At 62.3% G+C, this 18,273-nt stretch carries 24 protein-coding genes; 1 reads left to right on the top strand and 23 read right to left on the bottom strand.

The annotated features are described in order from the left end of the window. The 21 genes from rplF to rpsL all read right to left on the bottom strand — a co-directional run bounded on the left by rplF (position 1) and on the right by rpsL (position 12,100). Positions 1-534 carry a 50S ribosomal protein L6 gene (gene rplF / locus AC0L27_RS17765; RefSeq protein ID WP_007611603.1) on the bottom strand — a complete coding sequence of 178 codons (534 nt, stop codon included), beginning with the start codon at positions 532-534 and terminating at the stop codon, positions 1-3. 16 nt (positions 535-550) lie between these two features. Further along, positions 551-949 carry a 30S ribosomal protein S8 gene (rpsH, locus tag AC0L27_RS17770; protein WP_007603034.1) on the bottom strand — a complete coding sequence of 133 codons (399 nt, stop codon included), beginning with the start codon at positions 947-949 and terminating at the stop codon, positions 551-553. Positions 950-963: 14 nt separating this feature from the next. Then, a complete protein-coding gene (rpsN, locus tag AC0L27_RS17775; RefSeq protein ID WP_275168100.1) occupies positions 964-1,269 on the bottom strand; it encodes a 30S ribosomal protein S14 in 306 nt (101 codons plus the stop codon). A gap of 46 nt (positions 1,270-1,315) precedes the next feature. Beyond that, on the bottom strand, positions 1,316-1,873 hold the full coding sequence (gene rplE / locus AC0L27_RS17780; protein ID WP_007603032.1) for a 50S ribosomal protein L5: 558 nt from the start codon (positions 1,871-1,873) through the stop codon (positions 1,316-1,318). Further along, positions 1,866-2,180: a 50S ribosomal protein L24 gene (gene rplX, locus AC0L27_RS17785; RefSeq protein ID WP_200520812.1), complete on the bottom strand. Its 315-nt coding sequence runs from the start codon at positions 2,178-2,180 to the stop codon at positions 1,866-1,868. Before rplX ends, rplE begins: the two co-directional genes overlap by 8 nt. Further along, positions 2,180-2,548 carry a 50S ribosomal protein L14 gene (rplN, locus tag AC0L27_RS17790; protein WP_007603030.1) on the bottom strand — a complete coding sequence of 123 codons (369 nt, stop codon included), beginning with the start codon at positions 2,546-2,548 and terminating at the stop codon, positions 2,180-2,182. The genes rplX and rplN overlap by 1 nt, the downstream gene beginning before the upstream one ends. A gap of 83 nt (positions 2,549-2,631) precedes the next feature. After that, entirely contained in the window at positions 2,632-2,880 is a 249-nt protein-coding gene (rpsQ, locus tag AC0L27_RS17795; protein ID WP_007603028.1) for a 30S ribosomal protein S17, read from the bottom strand. Positions 2,881-2,893: 13 nt separating this feature from the next. Next, on the bottom strand, positions 2,894-3,100 hold the full coding sequence (gene rpmC / locus AC0L27_RS17800; protein ID WP_007603026.1) for a 50S ribosomal protein L29: 207 nt from the start codon (positions 3,098-3,100) through the stop codon (positions 2,894-2,896). 5 nt (positions 3,101-3,105) lie between these two features. After that, the gene (gene rplP, locus AC0L27_RS17805; RefSeq protein ID WP_007603024.1) at positions 3,106-3,519 is read right to left on the bottom strand and encodes a 50S ribosomal protein L16; all 414 of its coding nucleotides are present in this window, start codon (positions 3,517-3,519) and stop codon (positions 3,106-3,108) included. Between the two features lie 32 nt (positions 3,520-3,551). Then, complete coding sequence (rpsC, locus tag AC0L27_RS17810; protein WP_247497528.1) at positions 3,552-4,277, bottom strand: 30S ribosomal protein S3; 726 nt, start codon at positions 4,275-4,277, stop codon at positions 3,552-3,554. Positions 4,278-4,295: 18 nt separating this feature from the next. Then, complete coding sequence (rplV, locus tag AC0L27_RS17815) at positions 4,296-4,682, bottom strand: 50S ribosomal protein L22 (RefSeq protein WP_007603022.1); 387 nt, start codon at positions 4,680-4,682, stop codon at positions 4,296-4,298. A gap of 10 nt (positions 4,683-4,692) precedes the next feature. Next, the gene (gene rpsS, locus AC0L27_RS17820; RefSeq protein ID WP_007603021.1) at positions 4,693-4,971 is read right to left on the bottom strand and encodes a 30S ribosomal protein S19; all 279 of its coding nucleotides are present in this window, start codon (positions 4,969-4,971) and stop codon (positions 4,693-4,695) included. A 12-nt stretch (positions 4,972-4,983) separates the two neighbouring features. Then, positions 4,984-5,817 carry a 50S ribosomal protein L2 gene (rplB, locus tag AC0L27_RS17825; RefSeq protein WP_247497529.1) on the bottom strand — a complete coding sequence of 278 codons (834 nt, stop codon included), beginning with the start codon at positions 5,815-5,817 and terminating at the stop codon, positions 4,984-4,986. Between the two features lie 12 nt (positions 5,818-5,829). After that, positions 5,830-6,132 (bottom strand): 50S ribosomal protein L23, encoded by a 303-nt coding sequence (locus tag AC0L27_RS17830; protein ID WP_007603019.1) that lies wholly within the window; start codon positions 6,130-6,132, stop codon positions 5,830-5,832. Next, positions 6,129-6,749, bottom strand: a complete 621-nt coding sequence (rplD, locus tag AC0L27_RS17835) for a 50S ribosomal protein L4 (protein WP_211399436.1) — start codon at positions 6,747-6,749, stop codon at positions 6,129-6,131. The genes AC0L27_RS17830 and rplD overlap by 4 nt, the downstream gene beginning before the upstream one ends. A gap of 1 nt (position 6,750) precedes the next feature. Next, positions 6,751-7,464, bottom strand: coding sequence for a 50S ribosomal protein L3 (rplC, locus tag AC0L27_RS17840; RefSeq protein ID WP_007603016.1), 714 nt, complete (start codon positions 7,462-7,464; stop codon positions 6,751-6,753). Positions 7,465-7,517: 53 nt separating this feature from the next. Then, complete coding sequence (gene rpsJ / locus AC0L27_RS17845) at positions 7,518-7,826, bottom strand: 30S ribosomal protein S10 (protein WP_002712302.1); 309 nt, start codon at positions 7,824-7,826, stop codon at positions 7,518-7,520. 82 nt (positions 7,827-7,908) lie between these two features. Further along, on the bottom strand, positions 7,909-9,099 hold the full coding sequence (tuf, locus tag AC0L27_RS17850; RefSeq protein ID WP_007603012.1) for an elongation factor Tu: 1,191 nt from the start codon (positions 9,097-9,099) through the stop codon (positions 7,909-7,911). Between the two features lie 40 nt (positions 9,100-9,139). Next, positions 9,140-11,212 carry an elongation factor G gene (fusA, locus tag AC0L27_RS17855; RefSeq protein ID WP_275168101.1) on the bottom strand — a complete coding sequence of 691 codons (2,073 nt, stop codon included), beginning with the start codon at positions 11,210-11,212 and terminating at the stop codon, positions 9,140-9,142. 30 nt (positions 11,213-11,242) lie between these two features. Beyond that, the gene (rpsG, locus tag AC0L27_RS17860) at positions 11,243-11,713 is read right to left on the bottom strand and encodes a 30S ribosomal protein S7 (RefSeq protein WP_007603009.1); all 471 of its coding nucleotides are present in this window, start codon (positions 11,711-11,713) and stop codon (positions 11,243-11,245) included. A gap of 15 nt (positions 11,714-11,728) precedes the next feature. Next, complete coding sequence (gene rpsL / locus AC0L27_RS17865) at positions 11,729-12,100, bottom strand: 30S ribosomal protein S12 (RefSeq protein ID WP_007603006.1); 372 nt, start codon at positions 12,098-12,100, stop codon at positions 11,729-11,731. Between the two features lie 639 nt (positions 12,101-12,739). Here rpsL and AC0L27_RS17870 point away from each other — a divergent pair. Continuing rightward, positions 12,740-13,978, top strand: a complete 1,239-nt coding sequence (locus AC0L27_RS17870) for an FAD-dependent oxidoreductase (RefSeq protein WP_354209263.1) — start codon at positions 12,740-12,742, stop codon at positions 13,976-13,978. On the opposite strand, the gene AC0L27_RS17875 is transcribed toward AC0L27_RS17870, so the two are convergent. Both AC0L27_RS17875 and AC0L27_RS17880 read right to left on the bottom strand, forming a co-directional pair. Beyond that, complete coding sequence (locus tag AC0L27_RS17875) at positions 13,906-15,927, bottom strand: ABC transporter ATP-binding protein (protein WP_354209262.1); 2,022 nt, start codon at positions 15,925-15,927, stop codon at positions 13,906-13,908. The genes AC0L27_RS17870 and AC0L27_RS17875 overlap by 73 nt on opposite strands. Positions 15,928-16,059: 132 nt before the next feature. After that, a complete protein-coding gene (locus AC0L27_RS17880) occupies positions 16,060-18,120 on the bottom strand; it encodes an FAD-dependent oxidoreductase (RefSeq protein WP_354209260.1) in 2,061 nt (686 codons plus the stop codon). Positions 18,121-18,273 lie beyond the last annotated feature (153 nt).

Genomic DNA, 18,273 nt, shown 5'->3' on the forward strand with positions numbered 1-18,273 from the left:
TTACTTCTTCTTGCCTTCCTTGCGGAAGATGAATTCGCCAACATACTTCACGCCCTTGCCCTTGTAGGGTTCCGGCGGACGATAGGAGCGAATCTCGGCGGCGACCTGGCCGACGCGCTGAATGTCGCTGCCGGTCACCGTGATCTCGGTCGGCTTCGGCACGGTGATCGTGATCCCTTCCGGGATCGCGTAGACCACATCGTGGCTGTAGCCGAGCGCGAGCTGCAGGTTCTTGCCCTGCAGCGCGGCGCGATAACCGACGCCGGTGATTTCGAGCTTCTTCTCGAAACCCTTGGTGACGCCTTCGACCAGATTCGCGACCTGGGCGCGAGCGGTCCCGTACAGGGCCCGCGCGCGGTTGGTCTCGACCCGCGGGTTCACCTTGACCTGGCCGTTGTCGAGCTTCACCTCGACGTCGCTATGGACGACGAACTGAAGCTGGCCCTTCGGCCCCTTCATCTTGACGGTCTGCCCGTCGACGGTCGCGGTCACACCCGACGGCACCGCTACCGGCCTTTTGCCAACACGTGACATGGATCAAAAATCCTTCTCAGAACACCGTGAAGAGAACTTCGCCGCCCACGTTCGCTTCACGCGCACTGTGGTCAGCCATGATTCCCTTCGGCGTCGACAACACCGAAATGCCGAGTCCGTTATTGACCCGCGGCAGGTTCTTCACCGAGGCGTAAACGCGACGCCCGGGCTTGGAGACACGCTCGATCTCGCGGATAACGGGCTCGCCGTCGAAATACTTCAGCTCAATCTCGATCTCGCTGCGGCCCGAGGAGTGCTCGAGTGTGGCGTAACCGCGGATGTAGCCTTCGCTCTTCAGCACCTCGAGAACATTCTCGCGCATCTTCGAGCCAGGCGTGGAGACCTTGTTCTTGGAGCGCATCTGCGCGTTGCGGATGCGGGTGATCAGATCGCTGATTGGATCGTGCGTAGACATTTAAACGACCCTCCTTACCAGCTGGACTTCACGAGGCCCGGGACCATGCCCCTGGAGCCAAGGTCACGCAGCGCGATACGGGACAGCTTGTTCTTGCGGTAGTTCGAACGCGGGCGGCCCGTCAGCTCGCAACGCAGGCGGATGCGGGTCGCCGACGAGTTGCGCGGCATTTCCGCCAGCTTCAGGGTCGCGGCGAACCGCTCCTCCATCGGCAGCGACTTGTCGGCGATGATCGCCTTCAACCGCTCGCGCTTCGGGGCGGCGTTCTTCGCCATCCGCTTGCGCCGGTTGTTCTTCTCGATTGAACTCTTCTTTGCCATGCTTGGCTCCTGGGTATCCGCGTTTGAGAGGCTTTAGGTCAGCGTCTCACTGCCGGAACGGGAAATTGAAAGCGGTCAACAAGGCCCTCGCCTCGTCGTCGGTCTTGGCCGTGGTGCAGACGGTGATGTCCATACCGCGGGATTCCGTGACCTTGTCGAAGTCGATCTCGGGGAAAATGATGTGTTCCTTGAGACCGAGCGAGTAGTTGCCGCGGCCATCGAAGCTCTTCGGGTTCAAGCCGCGGAAGTCGCGGACGCGCGGCAGCGCGACCGTCACCAGGCGGTCGATGAACTCGTACATGCGAGCCTTGCGCAGCGTGACCTTGCAGCCGATCGGCTGGTTCTCACGCAACTTGAAGGTCGCGATCGCGATCCGCGAATAGGTCACGATCGCCTTTTGGCCGGCGATCTGGGTCAATTCCGCAGCGGCGTTCTCTGCCTTCTTGCGGTCGTTGACGGAATCGCCAACGCCCATGTTCAGCACGACCTTGTCCAGCCGCGGAACCTGCATGACGTTCTCATAACCGAACTTCTCGGTCATTTCCGTCCGGATCTTCGCGTCGTATTCCGCGCGCAGGCGCGGCGTGTAAGCGGCCTCAGCCATCGATCTCAGCTCCCGAGCTCTTGGCGATGCGGACCTTCTTGCCGTCCGCCAGAATCTTGAATCCGACGCGGGTCGGCTTCCCGTCCTTGCCGACATACGCGATGTTGGACAGTTGGATCGGCGACTCTTTCGAGATGATGCCGCCCTCCTGGGCCTGCGTCTGCTTCTGGTGACGCTTGACCATGTTGACGCCGCGCACCAGCGCGGTACCGGCGTCGGGACGCACTTCGAACACCTCGCCGGTGCGGCCCTTGTCGCGGCCGGTCAGCACGACGACCTTATCGCCCTTGCGGATCTTCGCAGCCATTACAGCACCTCCGGCGCGAGCGAGATGATCTTCATGTGGTTCTTGGCGCGCAGCTCGCGCGGCACGGGCCCGAAGATACGGGTGCCGACCGGCTCGGACTGATTGTTGATCAGAACGGCGGCGTTGCGGTCGAAGCGGATGACCGAACCGTCGGCGCGGCGGATGTCCTTGCGGACGCGCACCACGACGGCCTTCATCACGTCGCCCTTCTTCACCTTGCCACGCGGAATCGCTTCCTTGATCGAGACAACGATGATGTCGCCGATCGTGGCGTAGCGGCGCTTGGAGCCCCCGAGCACCTTGATACACATGACACGGCGTGCGCCAGAATTATCGGCCACGTCGAGGTTGGTCTGCATCTGAATCATTGATGCACCTCGTCCTCTTCTATTTGCGCCAGCCCAGCCGGCGCTCAACATTTCCCTGAAGTCAGTCGGCTAAAGCCAACAGATCAGGCGCTTTTCTTGTGTTCGCCCCGGATCACGACCCAGCGCTTCAACTTCGAAATCGGCTTCGATTCCTCGATCCACACCATGTCGCCCGGCTTGAACTCGTTGCTCTCGTCGTGCGCGTGGTAGTTCTTCGAACGGCGGATCGTCTTCTTGTAGATCGGGTGCGTGAAGCGGCGATCGACGCGCACCACGATGGTCTTGGCTTGTTTGTCGCTGACGACCACGCCCTGCAAAGTACGTTTCGGCATCTTCGTAAGCCTCTTACTTCTTCTTCGCGCGCGTCTGCGCGGCGACGGTCTTGATCCGGGCGATGTCACGGCGGGCCTCGCGCAGGCGCGAGGTGTTCTCGAGCTGCCCGGTGGCGCGCTGGAAGCGCAGGTTGAAGCGCTCCTTCTTCAGGTTCAGGATGGCGTCATCCTGCTGATCGGGGCTCAACGCGCGGATGTCTTCGATTTTCATCTGGGCCATGGCCATTACTCCGCAATGCGCTCGACGAAGCGCGTCTTGATCGGCAGCTTGGCTGCCGCCAGGGTCAGCGCCTCACGCGCCGTCTGGGTGTTGACGCCGTCGATCTCGAACAGCACCCGGCCCGGCTTGACGCGCGCGACCCACAATTCCGGTGCACCCTTGCCGGAACCCATGCGGACTTCGGCAGGCTTCTTCGACACGGGAACGTCGGGGAAAATGCGGATCCAGACGCGGCCGGCGCGCTTCATGTGGCGGGTCAGCGCGCGGCGAGCGGCTTCGATCTGGCGCGCGGTGACGCGCTCAGGCTCGGTTGCCTTCAGGCCGAACTGGCCGAACGCCAACGTCGCGCCCGAAGACGCAACGCCGTGGATACGGCCCTTATGCGCCTTCCGGAACTTCGTTTTCTTAGGTTGCATCATGGCTTCAAGCCCTCAAATTCTCTGTGCTGGCGTCAGGCTGCAGCGTTGTCACGGCGCTGCCGGCCGCCGCGATCGCCGCCGCCACCAGTCTCGCCCTCGGCCATTCTCTTGTCCTGGGCCATCGGATCGTGCTCGAGGATCTCGCCCTTGAAGATCCAGACCTTGACACCGCAGGTGCCGAAGGTCGTGAACGCGGTCGCAACCCCGTAGTCGATGTCTGCGCGCAGCGTGTGTAGCGGCACGCGACCTTCGCGGTACCACTCCATGCGCGCGATTTCCGCACCGCCCAGACGTCCCGAGCAGTTGATGCGGATGCCTTCCGCGCCGAGACGCATCGCCGACTGAACGGCGCGCTTCATGGCGCGGCGGAACGCGACGCGGCGCTCCAGCTGCTGCGCGATCGACTCGGCCACCAGCGTCGCATCGAGCTCCGGCTTGCGGATCTCGACGATGTTGATGACAACGTCGGACGAGGTGATGTCCGCGACCTTCTTGCGCAGCTTGTCGATGTCGGCGCCCTTCTTGCCGATCACCACGCCCGGACGAGCCGAGTGGATGGTGACGCGGCACTTCTTGTGAGGACGCTCGATCACGATGCGGGCGACGGCCGCCTGCTTGAGCTCCTTGTGCAAGATCTCGCGGATCTTGACGTCCTCATGCAGCAGCTTGCCGTATTCCTGCTTGCCGGCGAACCAGCGGGAATCCCAAGTCCGGTTGATGCCAAGACGCAGACCGATCGGATTGATCTTTTGACCCATCGTGTTCTCCTGCGTCCCTTAAGCCGCTGCTGCGGCTTCGACCTGACGAACGATGATCGTCAGCTGTGAAAATGGTTTGTAGACACGGCCCGAGCGGCCACGGCCGCGGGCGGCAAAGCGCTTCATCACGAGGCCGTTGCCGACGAAGGCCTGTGCCACGACGAGATCGTCGACGTCGAGGTCGTGGTTGTTCTCGGCGTTGGCAATAGCCGATTCCAGGCACTTCTTCACGTCAACCGCGATCCGCTTGCGCGAAAACTGCAGGTCGGCGAGCGCAGCAGCCGCCTTCCGGCCGCGAATGAGCTGGGCGACCAGGTTGAGCTTCTGCGGGCTCACCCGCAGCATCCGGGCGACCGCCTTGGCCTCGTTCTCGGCGAGGCTCCGTTCGCGCTTAGGTTTGCTCATCGTTTAATCCTCAAGCCTTCTTGGCTTTCTTGTCCCCGGAGTGGCCATGGAAGGTACGGGTCGGCGAGAACTCGCCGAACTTGTGACCGACCATTTCCTCGTTGACCGCCACCGGCACGTGCTTCTGACCGTTGTAGACGCCGAAGGTCAGGCCGACGAATTGCGGCAGGATCGTCGAGCGACGGCTCCAGATCTTGATGACGTCGTGACGGCCGGACGAGCGCGCGGCATCTGCCTTCTTGAGCAGAGAACCCTCGACGAACGGGCCTTTCCAGACTGAACGAACCATGTCCGGCGTTCCTTACTTCTTCCGCTTGTGGCGGCTTAGGAGAATGAATTTGTTGGTCGACTTGTTGGAGCGGGTCTTCTTGCCCTTGGTCGGCTTGCCCCACGGGGTAACCGGGTGGCGACCGCCCGAGGTACGACCTTCACCACCGCCGTGCGGATGGTCGATCGGGTTCATCGAAACGCCGCGGTTGTGCGGCTTGCGGCCCAGCCAGCGGTTGCGGCCGGCCTTGCCGATCGACGTGTTCATGTGATCCGGGTTCGACACCGCGCCAATCGTGCCGCGGCAACGGCCGTGCACCAGGCGCTGTTCGCCCGAGTTCAGGCGGACGATCACGTAGTCCTGGTCGCGACCGACCAGCTGGGCGTAGGTGCCCGCGGAACGGGCGAGCTGGCCGCCCTTCCCGATCTTGACCTCGATATTGTGGATGATCGTGCCGACCGGCATGTTGCCGAGCGGCATAACATTGCCCGGCTTCACGTCGACGTAGTTGCCGGCGACGACGGAATCACCGACGGCCAAACGCTGCGGCGCCAGGATATAGGCCTGGGTGCCGTCTTCGTACTTGACCAGCGCGATGAACGCGGTGCGGTTCGGATCGTACTCCAGCCGCTCGACCGTCGCGGGCGCATCGACCTTGTCGCGCTTGAAATCGACGGTACGCAATGTCCGCTTATGACCGCCGCCGCGGAAGCGCACGGTGATGCGACCGGTGTTGTTGCGGCCGCCGGAGGAGTGCTTGCCTTCGGTGAGCGCCTTGACCGGCTTGCCCTTGTAGAGCGCCGAACGATCGACCATGACCAGCTGGCGCTGGCCCGGCGTCGTGGGATTGAATGTCTTCAGTGCCATCGTCGTACGACCTTACAGACCGGTGGTCACGTCGATCCGGTGACCCTCTTCGAGAGTCACGATCGCGCGCTTGGAGTTCGACTGCGAGCCGAGATTGCCGCGGAAGATCTTGGTCTTGCCCTTGCGGACCAGCGTGTTGACACTCTTGACCTTGACGTCGAACAGCTTCTCGATCGCTTCCTTGATCTGCGGCTTGGTCGCCTTCGCGGCCACCTTGAACAGCACCTTGTTGTGCTCCGAGGCGATCGTGGCCTTTTCGGTCACGACCGGCGACAGGATCACGTCGTAGTGGCGAGGCTCGATGTTCTTCGTCATTTGAAGCGCGCCTCCAGCGCATCGATGGCGGCCTTGGTCAGAACAAGCTTCCGACGGCGCAGGATGTCATAAACGTTGATGCCCTGGATCGGCAGCACGTCCATGTTCGGGATGTTGCGGGCCGCAGCGGCGAAGCCGTTGTTGAGCTCGGCGCCGTCGATGATCAGCGCGTTGGTCAAACCCAGACCGGAGAAATGACCGAGCAGAGCCTTGGTCTTGGCAGCTTCCAGCGCCGCCTTGTCGATCACGACGAGATCGCCGTCCTTGGCCTTGGCCGAGAGCGCATGCTTGAGGGCAAGCGCACGGACCTTCTTCGGCAGGTCGGTGGCGTGCGAACGCACCACCGGACCGAAGGCACGGCCACCGCCGCGGAACTGCGGCACGCGGGCCGAACCGTGACGAGCACCACCGGTGCCCTTCTGCTTGTACATCTTCTTGCCGGTGCGCCAGATCTCGGCGCGGCCCTTGGCCTTGTGCGTGCCGGCCTGGCGCTTGTTGAGCTGCCACTGCACGCAACGTGCAATGATGTCCTGGCGCGGCTCGAGGCCGAAAATGGTGTCGGAAAGCTGGACCGAGCCGGCTTCCTTACCTTCGAGGGTCGTGACCTTCAATTCCATCTCACGCCTCCTGCGCAGCCGGAGCAGCGTCCGCTTCGCCAGCAACCTTGAACTTGCCGGGCTTCGGAGCTTCCTTCGGCAGCGGCTTCTTGACGGCGTCGCGCACGCGGATCCAGCCGCCCTTGGAGCCGGGAACGGCGCCTTCGACGAGGATCAGGCCGCGCTCGACATCGAGCTGGACGACCCGAAGGTTGAGCGTGGTGATGCGGTCGACGCCCATGTGACCGGGCATCTTCTTGTTCTTCCAGGTCTTGCCCGGGTCCTGACGGCCACCGGTCGAACCGATCGAACGGTGCGAGACCGAGACGCCGTGGGTGGCGCGCAGACCGCCGAAGTTCCAGCGCTTCATACCGCCGGCAAAACCCTTGCCGACCGAGGTGCCGGTGACGTCGACGAACTGACCGACGACAAAGTGGTCGGCCAGGATCTCGGCACCGACGGGGATCATCTGATCCGCGGAAACGCGGAACTCCTCGACCTGCCGCTTCGGCTCGACCTTGGCGACCGCGAACTGGCCGCGCTCCGCCTTGGGCATGTACACGGTCTTGCGGCTGCCAGAACCAAGCTGGAGCGCGACATAACCGTTTTTCTCTTCGGTGCGGTGGCCTACGACCTGGCAATTGCCGAGCTTCAGCACGGTCACGGGGATATGTTCGCCGGCCTCTGTAAAGACCCGCGTCATCCCGACCTTTTGTGCGATCACTCCGGAGCGCATCGGCGTGCTTCCTGTTCTTTCTGTCCGCTAGTGGCGAACGTGATCCAAAAATCTTAGAGCTTGATCTCGACGTCGACACCGGCGGCCAGGTCGAGCTTCATCAAAGCATCGACGGTCTGCGGGGTCGGATCGACGATGTCGAGCAGGCGCTTGTGAGTGCGCATCTCGAACTGCTCGCGGCTCTTCTTGTCGACGTGCGGCGAACGGTTGACGGTGAACTTCTCGATGCGGGTGGGCAGCGGAATGGGTCCGCGGACCTGCGCGCCGGTGCGCTTCGCCGTGTTCACGATCTCGCGGGTCGACGTATCGAGGATACGATGGTCGAACGCCTTGAGACGGATGCGAATGTTTTGGCCGTTCATTGCCGTGGTCTTTCTTCAGTGGGGTGGCGAATAGCGAATAGCGAATGTCACATTCGCTATTCGCCGATCCCTATTCTCGTAATTACTCGATGATCGAGGCGACGACGCCGGCGCCGACGGTGCGGCCACCTTCGCGGATTGCGAAGCGGAGCTTCTCTTCCATCGCGATCGGCACGATCAGGTGCACTTCCATCGCGATGTTGTCGCCCGGCATCACCATCTCGGTGCCTTCCGGCAGATGCACGACACCGGTCACGTCGGTGGTGCGGAAGTAGAACTGCGGACGGTAGTTGGTGAAGAACGGAGTGTGGCGACCGCCCTCTTCCTTGGTGAGGATGTAGGCCTCAGCCTTGAACTTGGTGTGCGGCTTGACCGAACCCGGCTTGCACAGCACCTGGCCGCGCTCGACGTCCTCACGCTTGGTACCGCGAAGCAGCGCACCGATGTTGTCGCCGGCCTGGCCCTGATCGAGCAGCTTGCGGAACATTTCGACGCCGGTGACCGTGGTCTTCTGCGTGGCGCGCAGACCGACGATCTCGATTTCCTCGCCAACCTTGACGATGCCGCGCTCGACACGGCCGGTCACGACGGTGCCGCGACCCGAGATCGAGAACACGTCTTCAACCGGCATCAGGAACGGCAGGTCGACCGGACGCTCCGGCTGCGGAATGTAAGCGTCGACCTGCTTCATCAGCTCGAGGATGGCCTCATGGCCGAGGGTCTTGTCGGAATCTTCGAGAGCGGCGAGCGCCGAGCCCTTGATGATCGGGATAGTGTCGCCCGGGAATTCGTACTTCGAGAGCAGCTCGCGAACCTCGAGCTCGACGAGCTCGAGCAGTTCCGGATCGTCGACCATGTCGCACTTGTTGAGGAACACGACGAGCGCGGGAACGCCGACCTGGCGGGCGAGCAGGATGTGCTCGCGGGTCTGCGGCATCGGACCGTCAGCGGCCGACACGACCAGGATCGCACCGTCCATCTGGGCAGCGCCGGTGATCATGTTCTTCACGTAGTCGGCGTGGCCGGGGCAGTCGACGTGCGCGTAGTGGCGGTTCTTGGTCTCGTATTCGACGTGCGCCGTCGAGATCGTGATACCGCGCGCCTTCTCTTCCGGCGCCTTGTCGATCTGGTCGTACGCCGTGAACGTCGCACCGCCGGCTTCGGCGAGGACCTTGGTGATCGCCGCGGTCAGCGACGTCTTGCCATGGTCGACGTGACCGATGGTGCCGATGTTGCAGTGCGGCTTGTTACGTTCAAACTTTGCTTTGGCCATTTGACTCTCCGTTCAATCGTCAGTTCGAGACCGACGACAATCAGGCAAACTTCTTCTGGACTTCTGCCGACACGTTGGCCGGCGCTTCTGCGTAGTGGTCGAACTGCATGGTGAAGGTTGCGCGACCCTGGCTCATCGAGCGCAGGTTATTCACGTAACCGAACATGTTCATGAGCGGCACCATCGCGTTGATGACGTTGGCGTTGCCGCGCATGTCCTGACCCTGGATCTGACCGCGCCGGGAATTCAGGTCGCCGATGACCGATCCGGTGTAATCTTCCGGGGTCACCACTTCGACCTTCATGATCGGCTCGAGCAGGACGGACTTGCCCTTCTGCAAGGCTTCGCGGAATGCAGCACGCGAAGCGATTTCGAAGGCGAGCGCCGACGAGTCGACGTCGTGATACTTGCCGTCGACGAGCTGAACCTTGACGTCGACCACGGGGAAGCCCGCGACGACACCGGAGCCCATCACGCTGTTGAGGCCCTTTTCGACGCCGGGGATGTATTCCTTCGGAACCGCACCGCCGACGATCTTGGATTCGAACTCGTAACCCTTGCCGGGCTCGTTCGGCTCGACCACGATCGACACTTCCGCGAACTGACCGGTACCGCCGGTCTGCTTCTTGTGGGTGTACTTGACCTCGGCCCGCTTGGTGACGCGCTCACGGAACGCCACCTGCGGCGCGCCGATGTTGGCATCGACCTTGTAGGTGCGGCGAAGAATGTCGACCTTGATGTCGAGATGGAGTTCGCCCATGCCCTTGAGGATGGTCTGGCCGGACTCCTGGTCGGTCGACACGCGGAAGGACGGATCCTCCGCGGCGAGCTTCGCCAGCGCCACGCCGAGCTTTTCCTGGTCGGCTTTGGACTTCGGTTCGATCGCGATCTCGATGACCGGCTCGGGGAATTCCATCTTTTCGAGGATCACCGCCTTGTCGGGATCGCACAGCGTGTCACCGGTGCGGGCTTCCTTCAGGCCAGCCAGTGCAACGATGTCGCCGGCATAGGCTTCCTTGATGTCTTCGCGGTTGTTCGCATGCATCAGCAACATGCGGCCGATGCGTTCCTTGCGGTCGCGCGTCGAATTGATGACGCCGGTACCCGACAGCAGCGTGCCGGAATAGATGCGGCAGAAGGTGATGGTGCCGACGAACGGGTCGTCCATGATCTTGAACGCCAACAGAGCCAGCGGCTCCTTGTCGTCGGGCCGGCGAACGACCTCGTTGCCGTCTTCATCGACGCCCTTGATCGCGGGCACGTCAACCGGCGACGGCAGATAATCCACGACCGCGTCGAGCAAAGGCTGCACGCCCTTGTTCTTGAAGGCCGAGCCGCACAATACCGGGAAGAACGCGCCAGTCAGCACGGCCTTGCGGATCAAGCGCTTCAACGTCGCCTGATCGGGCTCATTGCCGTCGAGGTAAGCGGCGAGAACGTCGTCGTCGAGCTCGACGGCCGCCTCCAACAGCTTCTCGCGATATTCCTTGGCCTTCTCGACCATGTCCTCGGGAATATCGATGTCGACGAACTTGGCGTCGAGCTTCTCTTCTTCCCAGACCACGCCCTTCATGCGGACGAGATCGACCAGACCCTTGAAGTTGTTCTCCGAGCCGATCGGAAGCTGGATCGCGATCGGCTTTGCGCCGAGGCGATCGACGATATCCTGCATGCACTTGTAGAAGTCGGCGCCGGTCTTATCCATCTTGTTGGCGAAGACGATGCGCGGAACCTTGTACTTGTCGCCCTGGCGCCAGACCGTCTCGGTCTGGGGCTCGACGCCCTGGTTCGAGTCGAGCACGCACACGGCGCCGTCGAGCACGCGCAGGCTGCGCTCGACTTCGATGGTGAAGTCGACGTGGCCGGGAGTGTCGATGATGTTGAGACGCTTGCCTTCCCAGAACGCGGTGGTCGCGGCCGACGTAATCGTAATGCCGCGCTCCTGCTCCTGCTCCATCCAGTCCATCGTCGCGGCACCTTCGTGCACTTCGCCGATCTTGTGGCTCTTGCCTGTGTAATAGAGGATGCGCTCGGTGGTCGTGGTCTTGCCGGCATCGATATGCGCCATGATACCGAAGTTACGGTAGTTCTCTATGGCATGAACGCGGGGCATGGAGTGTTCCTTAGATTCCGTGTGTCGCCGTTACCAGCGATAGTGCGAGAAGGCGCGGTTGGCTTCCGCCATCCGGTGCACGTCTTCACGCTTCTTGACGGCGTTACCCCGGTTGTTCGACGCGTCCAGGAGCTCCGCAGAGAGCCGCTCGGTCATCGTCTTCTCGTTGCGATCGCGCGCAGCCGAGATCAGCCAGCGAATGCCCAGCGCCTGACGGCGCACCGAGCGAACTTCAACCGGAACCTGATAGGTCGCGCCGCCGACGCGGCGGGAGCGCACTTCGATCGTCGGCATGACGTTCTCGAGTGCCTGCTCGAACACGCCGAGCGGGTTCTGCTTGGTCTTGCTTTCGATGAGGCCGAATGCGCCGTAGACGATACCTTCGGCGACCGACTTCTTTCCGGCGTACATCACCGAATTCATGAACTTCGTGACGATGATGTTCCCGAACTTCGGATCGGGAAGGACTTCGCGCTTTTCGGCAGAATGGCGACGAGACATGGACCTGGTTCCCGCTTACTTCGGACGCTTGGCGCCGTACTTCGAACGGCGCTGCTTACGGTTCTTGACGCCCTGGGTATCCAGAACGCCGCGGAGGATGTGGTAGCGCACGCCGGGCAAGTCCTTGACGCGACCGCCGCGGATCATGACCACGGAGTGCTCCTGGAGGTTATGGCCTTCACCGGGGATGTAACCGATCACCTCGAAGCCGTTGGTCAGGCGCACCTTGGCAACCTTACGAAGCGCCGAGTTCGGCTTCTTCGGGGTCGTGGTGTAAACGCGCGTGCAAACACCGCGCTTCTGCGGCGACTGCTGCAGCGCCGGCACCTTCTTGCGCGACTTCTGCACTTCCCGCGGTTGAGCGATCAGCTGGTTGATCGTCGGCATCCTGGCATTACCCTTTGTGTTCTGCCGCGGCCCGTCACCGGGTCCGCAAATTCTTTCGAGCTACCCGCCCGACGAGGCCGCCTTCCGCGGAACAATCCGCACAAAGCGAAATCGCGCCAACCACCCATCAACGGGCGGAAAGCGCTTCGACGCCACAGAGGACCGCAGTAGTTGAACCGTCAGCTTGCAGCTACGGCCCGCGCACCGAGGTCATGCATCCGAATTCGATCTCGAGAGAACATGCTCAAGAGACCTAAAATCGCACTGGCATTGCCTAGCTATGATCGACAGCGTTTGAGCGGCATTCGTCGAGGTTGGTGCCTGTCTTGGCGATCCCGGGGGATCAAACAGGTGGCCCGTTCCGACGTTGGCGATGCTCACCGCCTGTCGTTAAGTGAGGGGGTTCTATAAGTGGGAGTCGGTCAAGTCAAGGCGAAACGTCAGTCAGAAGCGCTTCCCGCGCCTGTCGAAATTGCTTCCTGGGTCGCTCGCTGCGCCTTCCCGATATGGAAATGAGGAGCGCGCTCCGCCACCTCGAATCCTATTTATACCCGGGTTAAATATACTTTTATAACCGTTGGCTAAGGCTTTCTTTCCTGTTGGAGCGTCAATGTGCCGCCTTGGGCAGAGATTGGCGCCATGCGGTACACCGACATTGCCATTATCGGCGGGGGATTGTCCGGCTCTACCGCCGCCGCGATGCTCGGCCGTAGCGGCATTTCGACCATCCTGATCGATCCGCAGGAGAGCTATTCGGCGGATTTTCGAGTCGAAAAACTCAGCGGCCACGTGCAGGTCGGGCGATTCCTTCAGACGGGAATCGCCGAATCGGTGCTGCGCCGCGCGACCTTTGTGGGTGAGAACTGGATCGCGCGCTTCGGCCGTCTTCTCGACAAGGCGCCAAGCCGGCAGTTCAACATCCCCTACGATTCCCTCGTCAGCGCTGTCCGCGACGAAATTCCCGCCGGTGTCGAGCGCATCTGCGCCAAGGCCGTCTCGGTCGAAACAAGTGCGGAGCGGCAGAAGGTCACTCTCTCCAGCGACGAGATGGTCTCCGCCCGGCTGGTCGTGCTCGCCAATGGACTCAACGTTGGCCTGCGCCACCAGCTGGGAATCGCGCGAAAGATCGTTAGTCCCTGCCATTCGATTTCGATCGGGTTCGACGTGGTGCCCGCAGGACGGGCCTCGTTCGACTTCCCGGCGCTGACCTATTTCTCGGAACGGCCGAGCGACCGCATCCCCTACCTCACGCTGTTTCCGATCGGAACGCGGATGCGCGCCAATCTGTTCGTCTATCGCAGCTTCGACGATCCCTGGCTGCGTGAGCTGCGCCGCGCGCCCGCCGAGACGCTGAACGCCGCGCTGCCACGGCTCAAGCGCATCACCGGACCATTCGACATTCCCGGTGAGCTGAAAATCCGCCCGGTCGATCTCTATGTGAACGATGCAAGCGGCCAACCCGGCCTCGTGCTGGTTGGCGATGCCTTCTCGACCTCCTGCCCCGCCGCCGGCACCGGTTGCGACAAGGTGTTCACCGACATCGAGCGGCTCTGCAACGTTTACATCCCGCAGTGGCTGGCTTCCGACGGGATGGATACAAGCAAGATCGCCGCCTTCTACGCAGATCCGGTCAAGCGGGCGTGCGACGATTGGTCGGCGGCGAAGGCGTTCGACTTCCGCTCGGTCTCGATTGCGACGAGCCCCTATTGGGCGGCGCAGCGCTGGGCACGCTTCATTGCCTGGTCGGTTCAGGGGCTATTGCGGCCGCTTGGAGGAGCCGTCCATCTGGAGCCGAACTTCCTCGGTCACTCCTCCTCATCGTCCTCGTCGAGGTCGTCATCATCCTCTTCGTCATCGTCGCTGTCCTCGTCGACGTGAGCCGGCGCGCCATGAGGTTGGTGGATCTGGTCGTTCCACAGCTTGCGATAGGTGCCGTTCTTGGCGAGCAACTCGGCATGCGAGCCGCGCTCGATCGCCCTGCCCCCTGAAATCACGATGATCTCGTCCATCTCGACCACCGAGGTCAGTCGGTGGGTCGACCAGATCATGGTGCGACCCTTGGCAACCTTCAGCAGCGTGCGGTTGATCGCGGCTTCCGTGGTCTGGTCGAGCGCCGAAGTGGCTTCGTCCAGCAGCAGCACCGAGGGATTACGAATGACCGCGCGCGCGATCGCGATGCGCTGGCGCTGGCCGCCCGACAAGGTATCGCCGCGCTCGCCCACCGGCGTGTCGTATCGCTGTGGCAGGCTCATGATGTAGCGGTGGATCTCGGCCTTCTTGGCCGCCTCCTCCACCTCCTCGTCGCTCGCGCCCTCCTTGCCGAGCCGGATGTTCTCTCGGATCGACATGTTGAACAGCATGTTCTCCTGGAACACCACCGCCATGCTCCGGCGCAGCGAATCCAGCGTTACCTTGCGGACGTCGACGCCGTCGATGGTGACGCGCCCCTCGTCCGGCACATAGAGCCGCAGGATCAGATTCAGCAGCGTGCTCTTGCCGGAACCCGAGGGACCGACGATGGCAATGCGCTTGCCGACATTGAGCTTGAGGCTGAGATTGTCCAGCACCGGCGTCTGGCTGCCTTCGTACTGGAACGTCACGTGGTCGAAGGTGATGTCATTGGTGATGCGGGGCAGATCGGGCGCGCCGGCACGATCGGCGCTGCGCGTGGGCTCGTCGAGCAGCTCCTGCATGTGACGAATCGCGGCTGCCGAGGAGATCGACACGGGGATGAAATGCATCACATGGGCGATGTTGTAGGACACCTCCCAGAACGCGCTCTCGAAGGTGACGAAGGTGCCGATGGTGATCTGCCCCTTCGTCGCCAGATACGCGCCGATCGCGAGCACGACGAGATGCAAGAGCAGCACCGAGATGGTGACCGTCCGCTCCACCATGGTCGACAGGAACGTCGCCGAGGCCATCCTGTTTCGCGTCTCGTCGTTGCGAAAGGTGAAGAAGCCGAACATCCTGCGTTGCAGGCTGAACGCCTTGATCACGGCCTGGGCTGCCACGTTCTCCTGCACCATGCCGAGCAGCGCGGACTCGTTGAGCTTCTGCTCGTAATTGGCCTGAACAGCCTTCGGCGTGAGTATGCGGGGACCGATCAGCGTGATCGGAAACACCAGCAGCGCAACCACCGCGAGCTGCCAGTTCAGGAACACCATCAGGATGATGCCCGCGATCAACTCCAGGAACGGCAGCGCCGCGCTGTTGGCGAAGGTCTTGACCGAGCCCTCGAAGGCCGCGAGATCGACCGAGAAGCGCGACAGGATCTCGCCGCGCTTGGTGCGGCCGAAATAGGCTGCCGGCAGGTCCTGGACGTGCTCGAACAGCCGTTTGCGGACATCGGAGATGATGCACGCCGCAAGCCGTGCATCCCAGCGTTCGTACCAGACCGCGACGATCGAGGTGAAGATGCCTGCGACCGCGAGCACGCCGAGGATCTTGTACAGCGCCTGGAAATCCTCCTCGCCGAGCGCGTCGTCGATCAGGTACTTCAGGCTGAGCGGCATGATGACGTTGAATAGCGTCTCGACGAAGACGCCGAACGCCACGAACGACAGCATCTGCTTGTAGTTGACCAGGAAGGGTTTGACGAAACCCAGGATGGTCGCGAGCGCGCCGGCGGCCTCGCGCGCGGTAAAGACGACGAGGTCCTCGTCCTCATCGTCGTCATCGAGCTCCAGCCCGCCATCCTCATCGTCTTCATCGTCCTCCTCGACTTCGAGGTCCGGCTTGGCGGTAGGGACGAGCTTGTCGTCGAGCTCGGCCGCCTCTTCCGCGGCGAGCTTCTGTTTGTCGGGCGGGAGGGGCTTGGACGCCATGAAACCAACCGATGCTGACGGCCGGCATGACCGCAGAGAAAGCAGGAGATAGCGGCAACCGCTATTGCATCGATTCTATGCGATCAAGATGAATTCGGCAAAACAATTGGCGAAGGCGCCCGCTTCAGGCGGCTAGTCGTCTTCCTCGTCCTCGACCTTGTCGAAAAAGGAATAGCGCAAGGAATCGGCGTCGGCGTACCACTGCCCCGGGCCCTTGTTGGCGGCGAGCGTCGCCTCCCAGAGCGCGTCGGTGCAGTCCTTGCGGTGCATCGACAGGTCGAAGCCGTTGCCGAAGAACAGTTCGGACCATTCCCACCAGGTGCCGAGCTTCTTGACCCCGCGCAGAAGGTCGTAGCGGTCGATCAGTGCCGGCGCCATGTCCGAGGTGACCGAGCCGAACACGAGGCCGGTCTTGACCACGCGGTTCAGCTCCCTGATCGCACGGACCACCTGCTTCGGGGAAAGATGGCAGAGGCTGGTCTCGAATACGAAGTCGAACGCACCGTCCTTGAACGGCATGTCGGTGATCGAACCGAGCTTGTTGTACTTCTTCAGCGCCTTCGGCGTTCTGGCGTGAATGCCGCGGTTGTTCTCGATGCCGAAGGCATCGATGCCGCGGTCGCGCAGGGCGCCGACAAGCTCGCCGCTGGCCGAGCCCGCGATCAAGAGCTTCGTGCCTTTGGCTTTGCCCCAGACGATGCCGATCAGTTTTGTGAGATAGTCGGGATCCGTGAAGTGTTGCCACGCTTCGCTGTAAGGACCCTGGCCGCGATAATTGTCAAAATAGTCGCGATCGATCTTGTCCGAGAGCGGCTTGTCGTCCTGCGAACGTTCGCGGCGCAGGCGCATCATCTCGGTCAAGATGATGTCGGTCGCCGCATCCGAGGAATCGAGCAGGCCGTTCAGCGTCGAGTCGAACAGATAGTCGCCGACCACCACGATTCCGGGATGTTCCTTCGGCTCGGGCCGGTGATTGGTCATGACGTCGCGTACAGGCAAGCCGCCCGGAATCGCGTTCACCGATGACAGCCAGCGGTGGATCTTGCCTTCCAGGAAATGGGCGCGTGCATCGCCGAGCGATGCCGGCAGCGATTTCAGCGCGGCGTCGATCAGTTCCTGGTCGGAGAGATTCGCAAAGGCCAGGGCGTCGGAGCCCGGAATCAGCCAGTTCAGCACGCCGTGCTTGCCCACATCATGGCGCGCGCCCTCGTTATAGACGCAGCAACCGCCAAAGGCTTCCGACATGAACCAGGCGCCGGCGATCTTGTCGCCCCAGAACGGGGTGTCGAACAGGATCGAGACACGCAAATAGTGCGCAGGACGGTCGAAGTACGAGACGTGCTTGACCATCGACTTGCGGAGCTGTTCGCCCTCCCAGCCGACGGTCCCGAGCCAGGAATGCGGCAGACAGACCAGCACGAGGTCGAAGTCGCGCGTCTCCGGCCCCTTGCCGTTCATCATCTTGAGTTGATAGCGGCCGGTCGGCGCCTTGCCGACCGTGAGGATTCGGTGATTGAGCTGGATGTCGGCATTGACCTCCGACTGGAGGCACTCGATGAGCTGCTCGTTGCCGTTCTGGATGGAATAGAGGCCGATATAGCCGTCGACATCCATCAGGTAGTTCTTGAGCGCGTTGAGCCCGTTAGTGTTGTGGCTCTCGGTCGCGAGGTCCGAGCGCGCCATCACCTTGAAGAATCGCTTTGCGGTCTCGTCCTCGACCTCCTCGTCGAGCACCTGCTCGGCGGTCTTGTAGGCCCAGGGATTCTCGTTGTCGTGCGCGCCGACGCCCTCGTAATACTCGATCGGTGTCATCGTCTCGGCGCAACGCTTGCGGAACGCCTCGATCGCGTCCGCGGTCTTGGCCCCGTATTTGCGGCGCATACCCGCGACGTCGTTGAGGAGCTCGCCGCCGAACTGGACCTGCTCGGCATCCATCGGAATGGTCTGCAAGCCGAAATGCTGGATCAGCTCGCGCAACGGATCCGGCCCGGTCATCGAGTAGTCGTAGATCTCGGCAACGCCGGCCTCGTACATCGCGGGCGCGGAATCGAATTTGCGCGTGACGATCTTGCCGCCGAGCCGGTCGGACGCCTCGTAGATGGTGACGCGGCAGAGGTCGCCGAGCTTGCGCTTCAGATACCAAGCGCTCATCAGCCCGCCGGGGCCGCCGCCTACGATTGCGAGATCAAGCATGAGAATTCCGTGGTCTCCGGCCCGCCCCCTTCACGGGACCACCGGTCTAAGCTCTCCTAGCAGAAGCGCTTTTGCGCCTGAAGGAAAGATGAACAAAGGTTGATCCTGCACCGCAACAGGGAAACAAAGCAGCAAAAAGGCCGGCTTGCGCCG

This window comes from Bradyrhizobium sp. Ken51, from assembly GCF_055807435.1.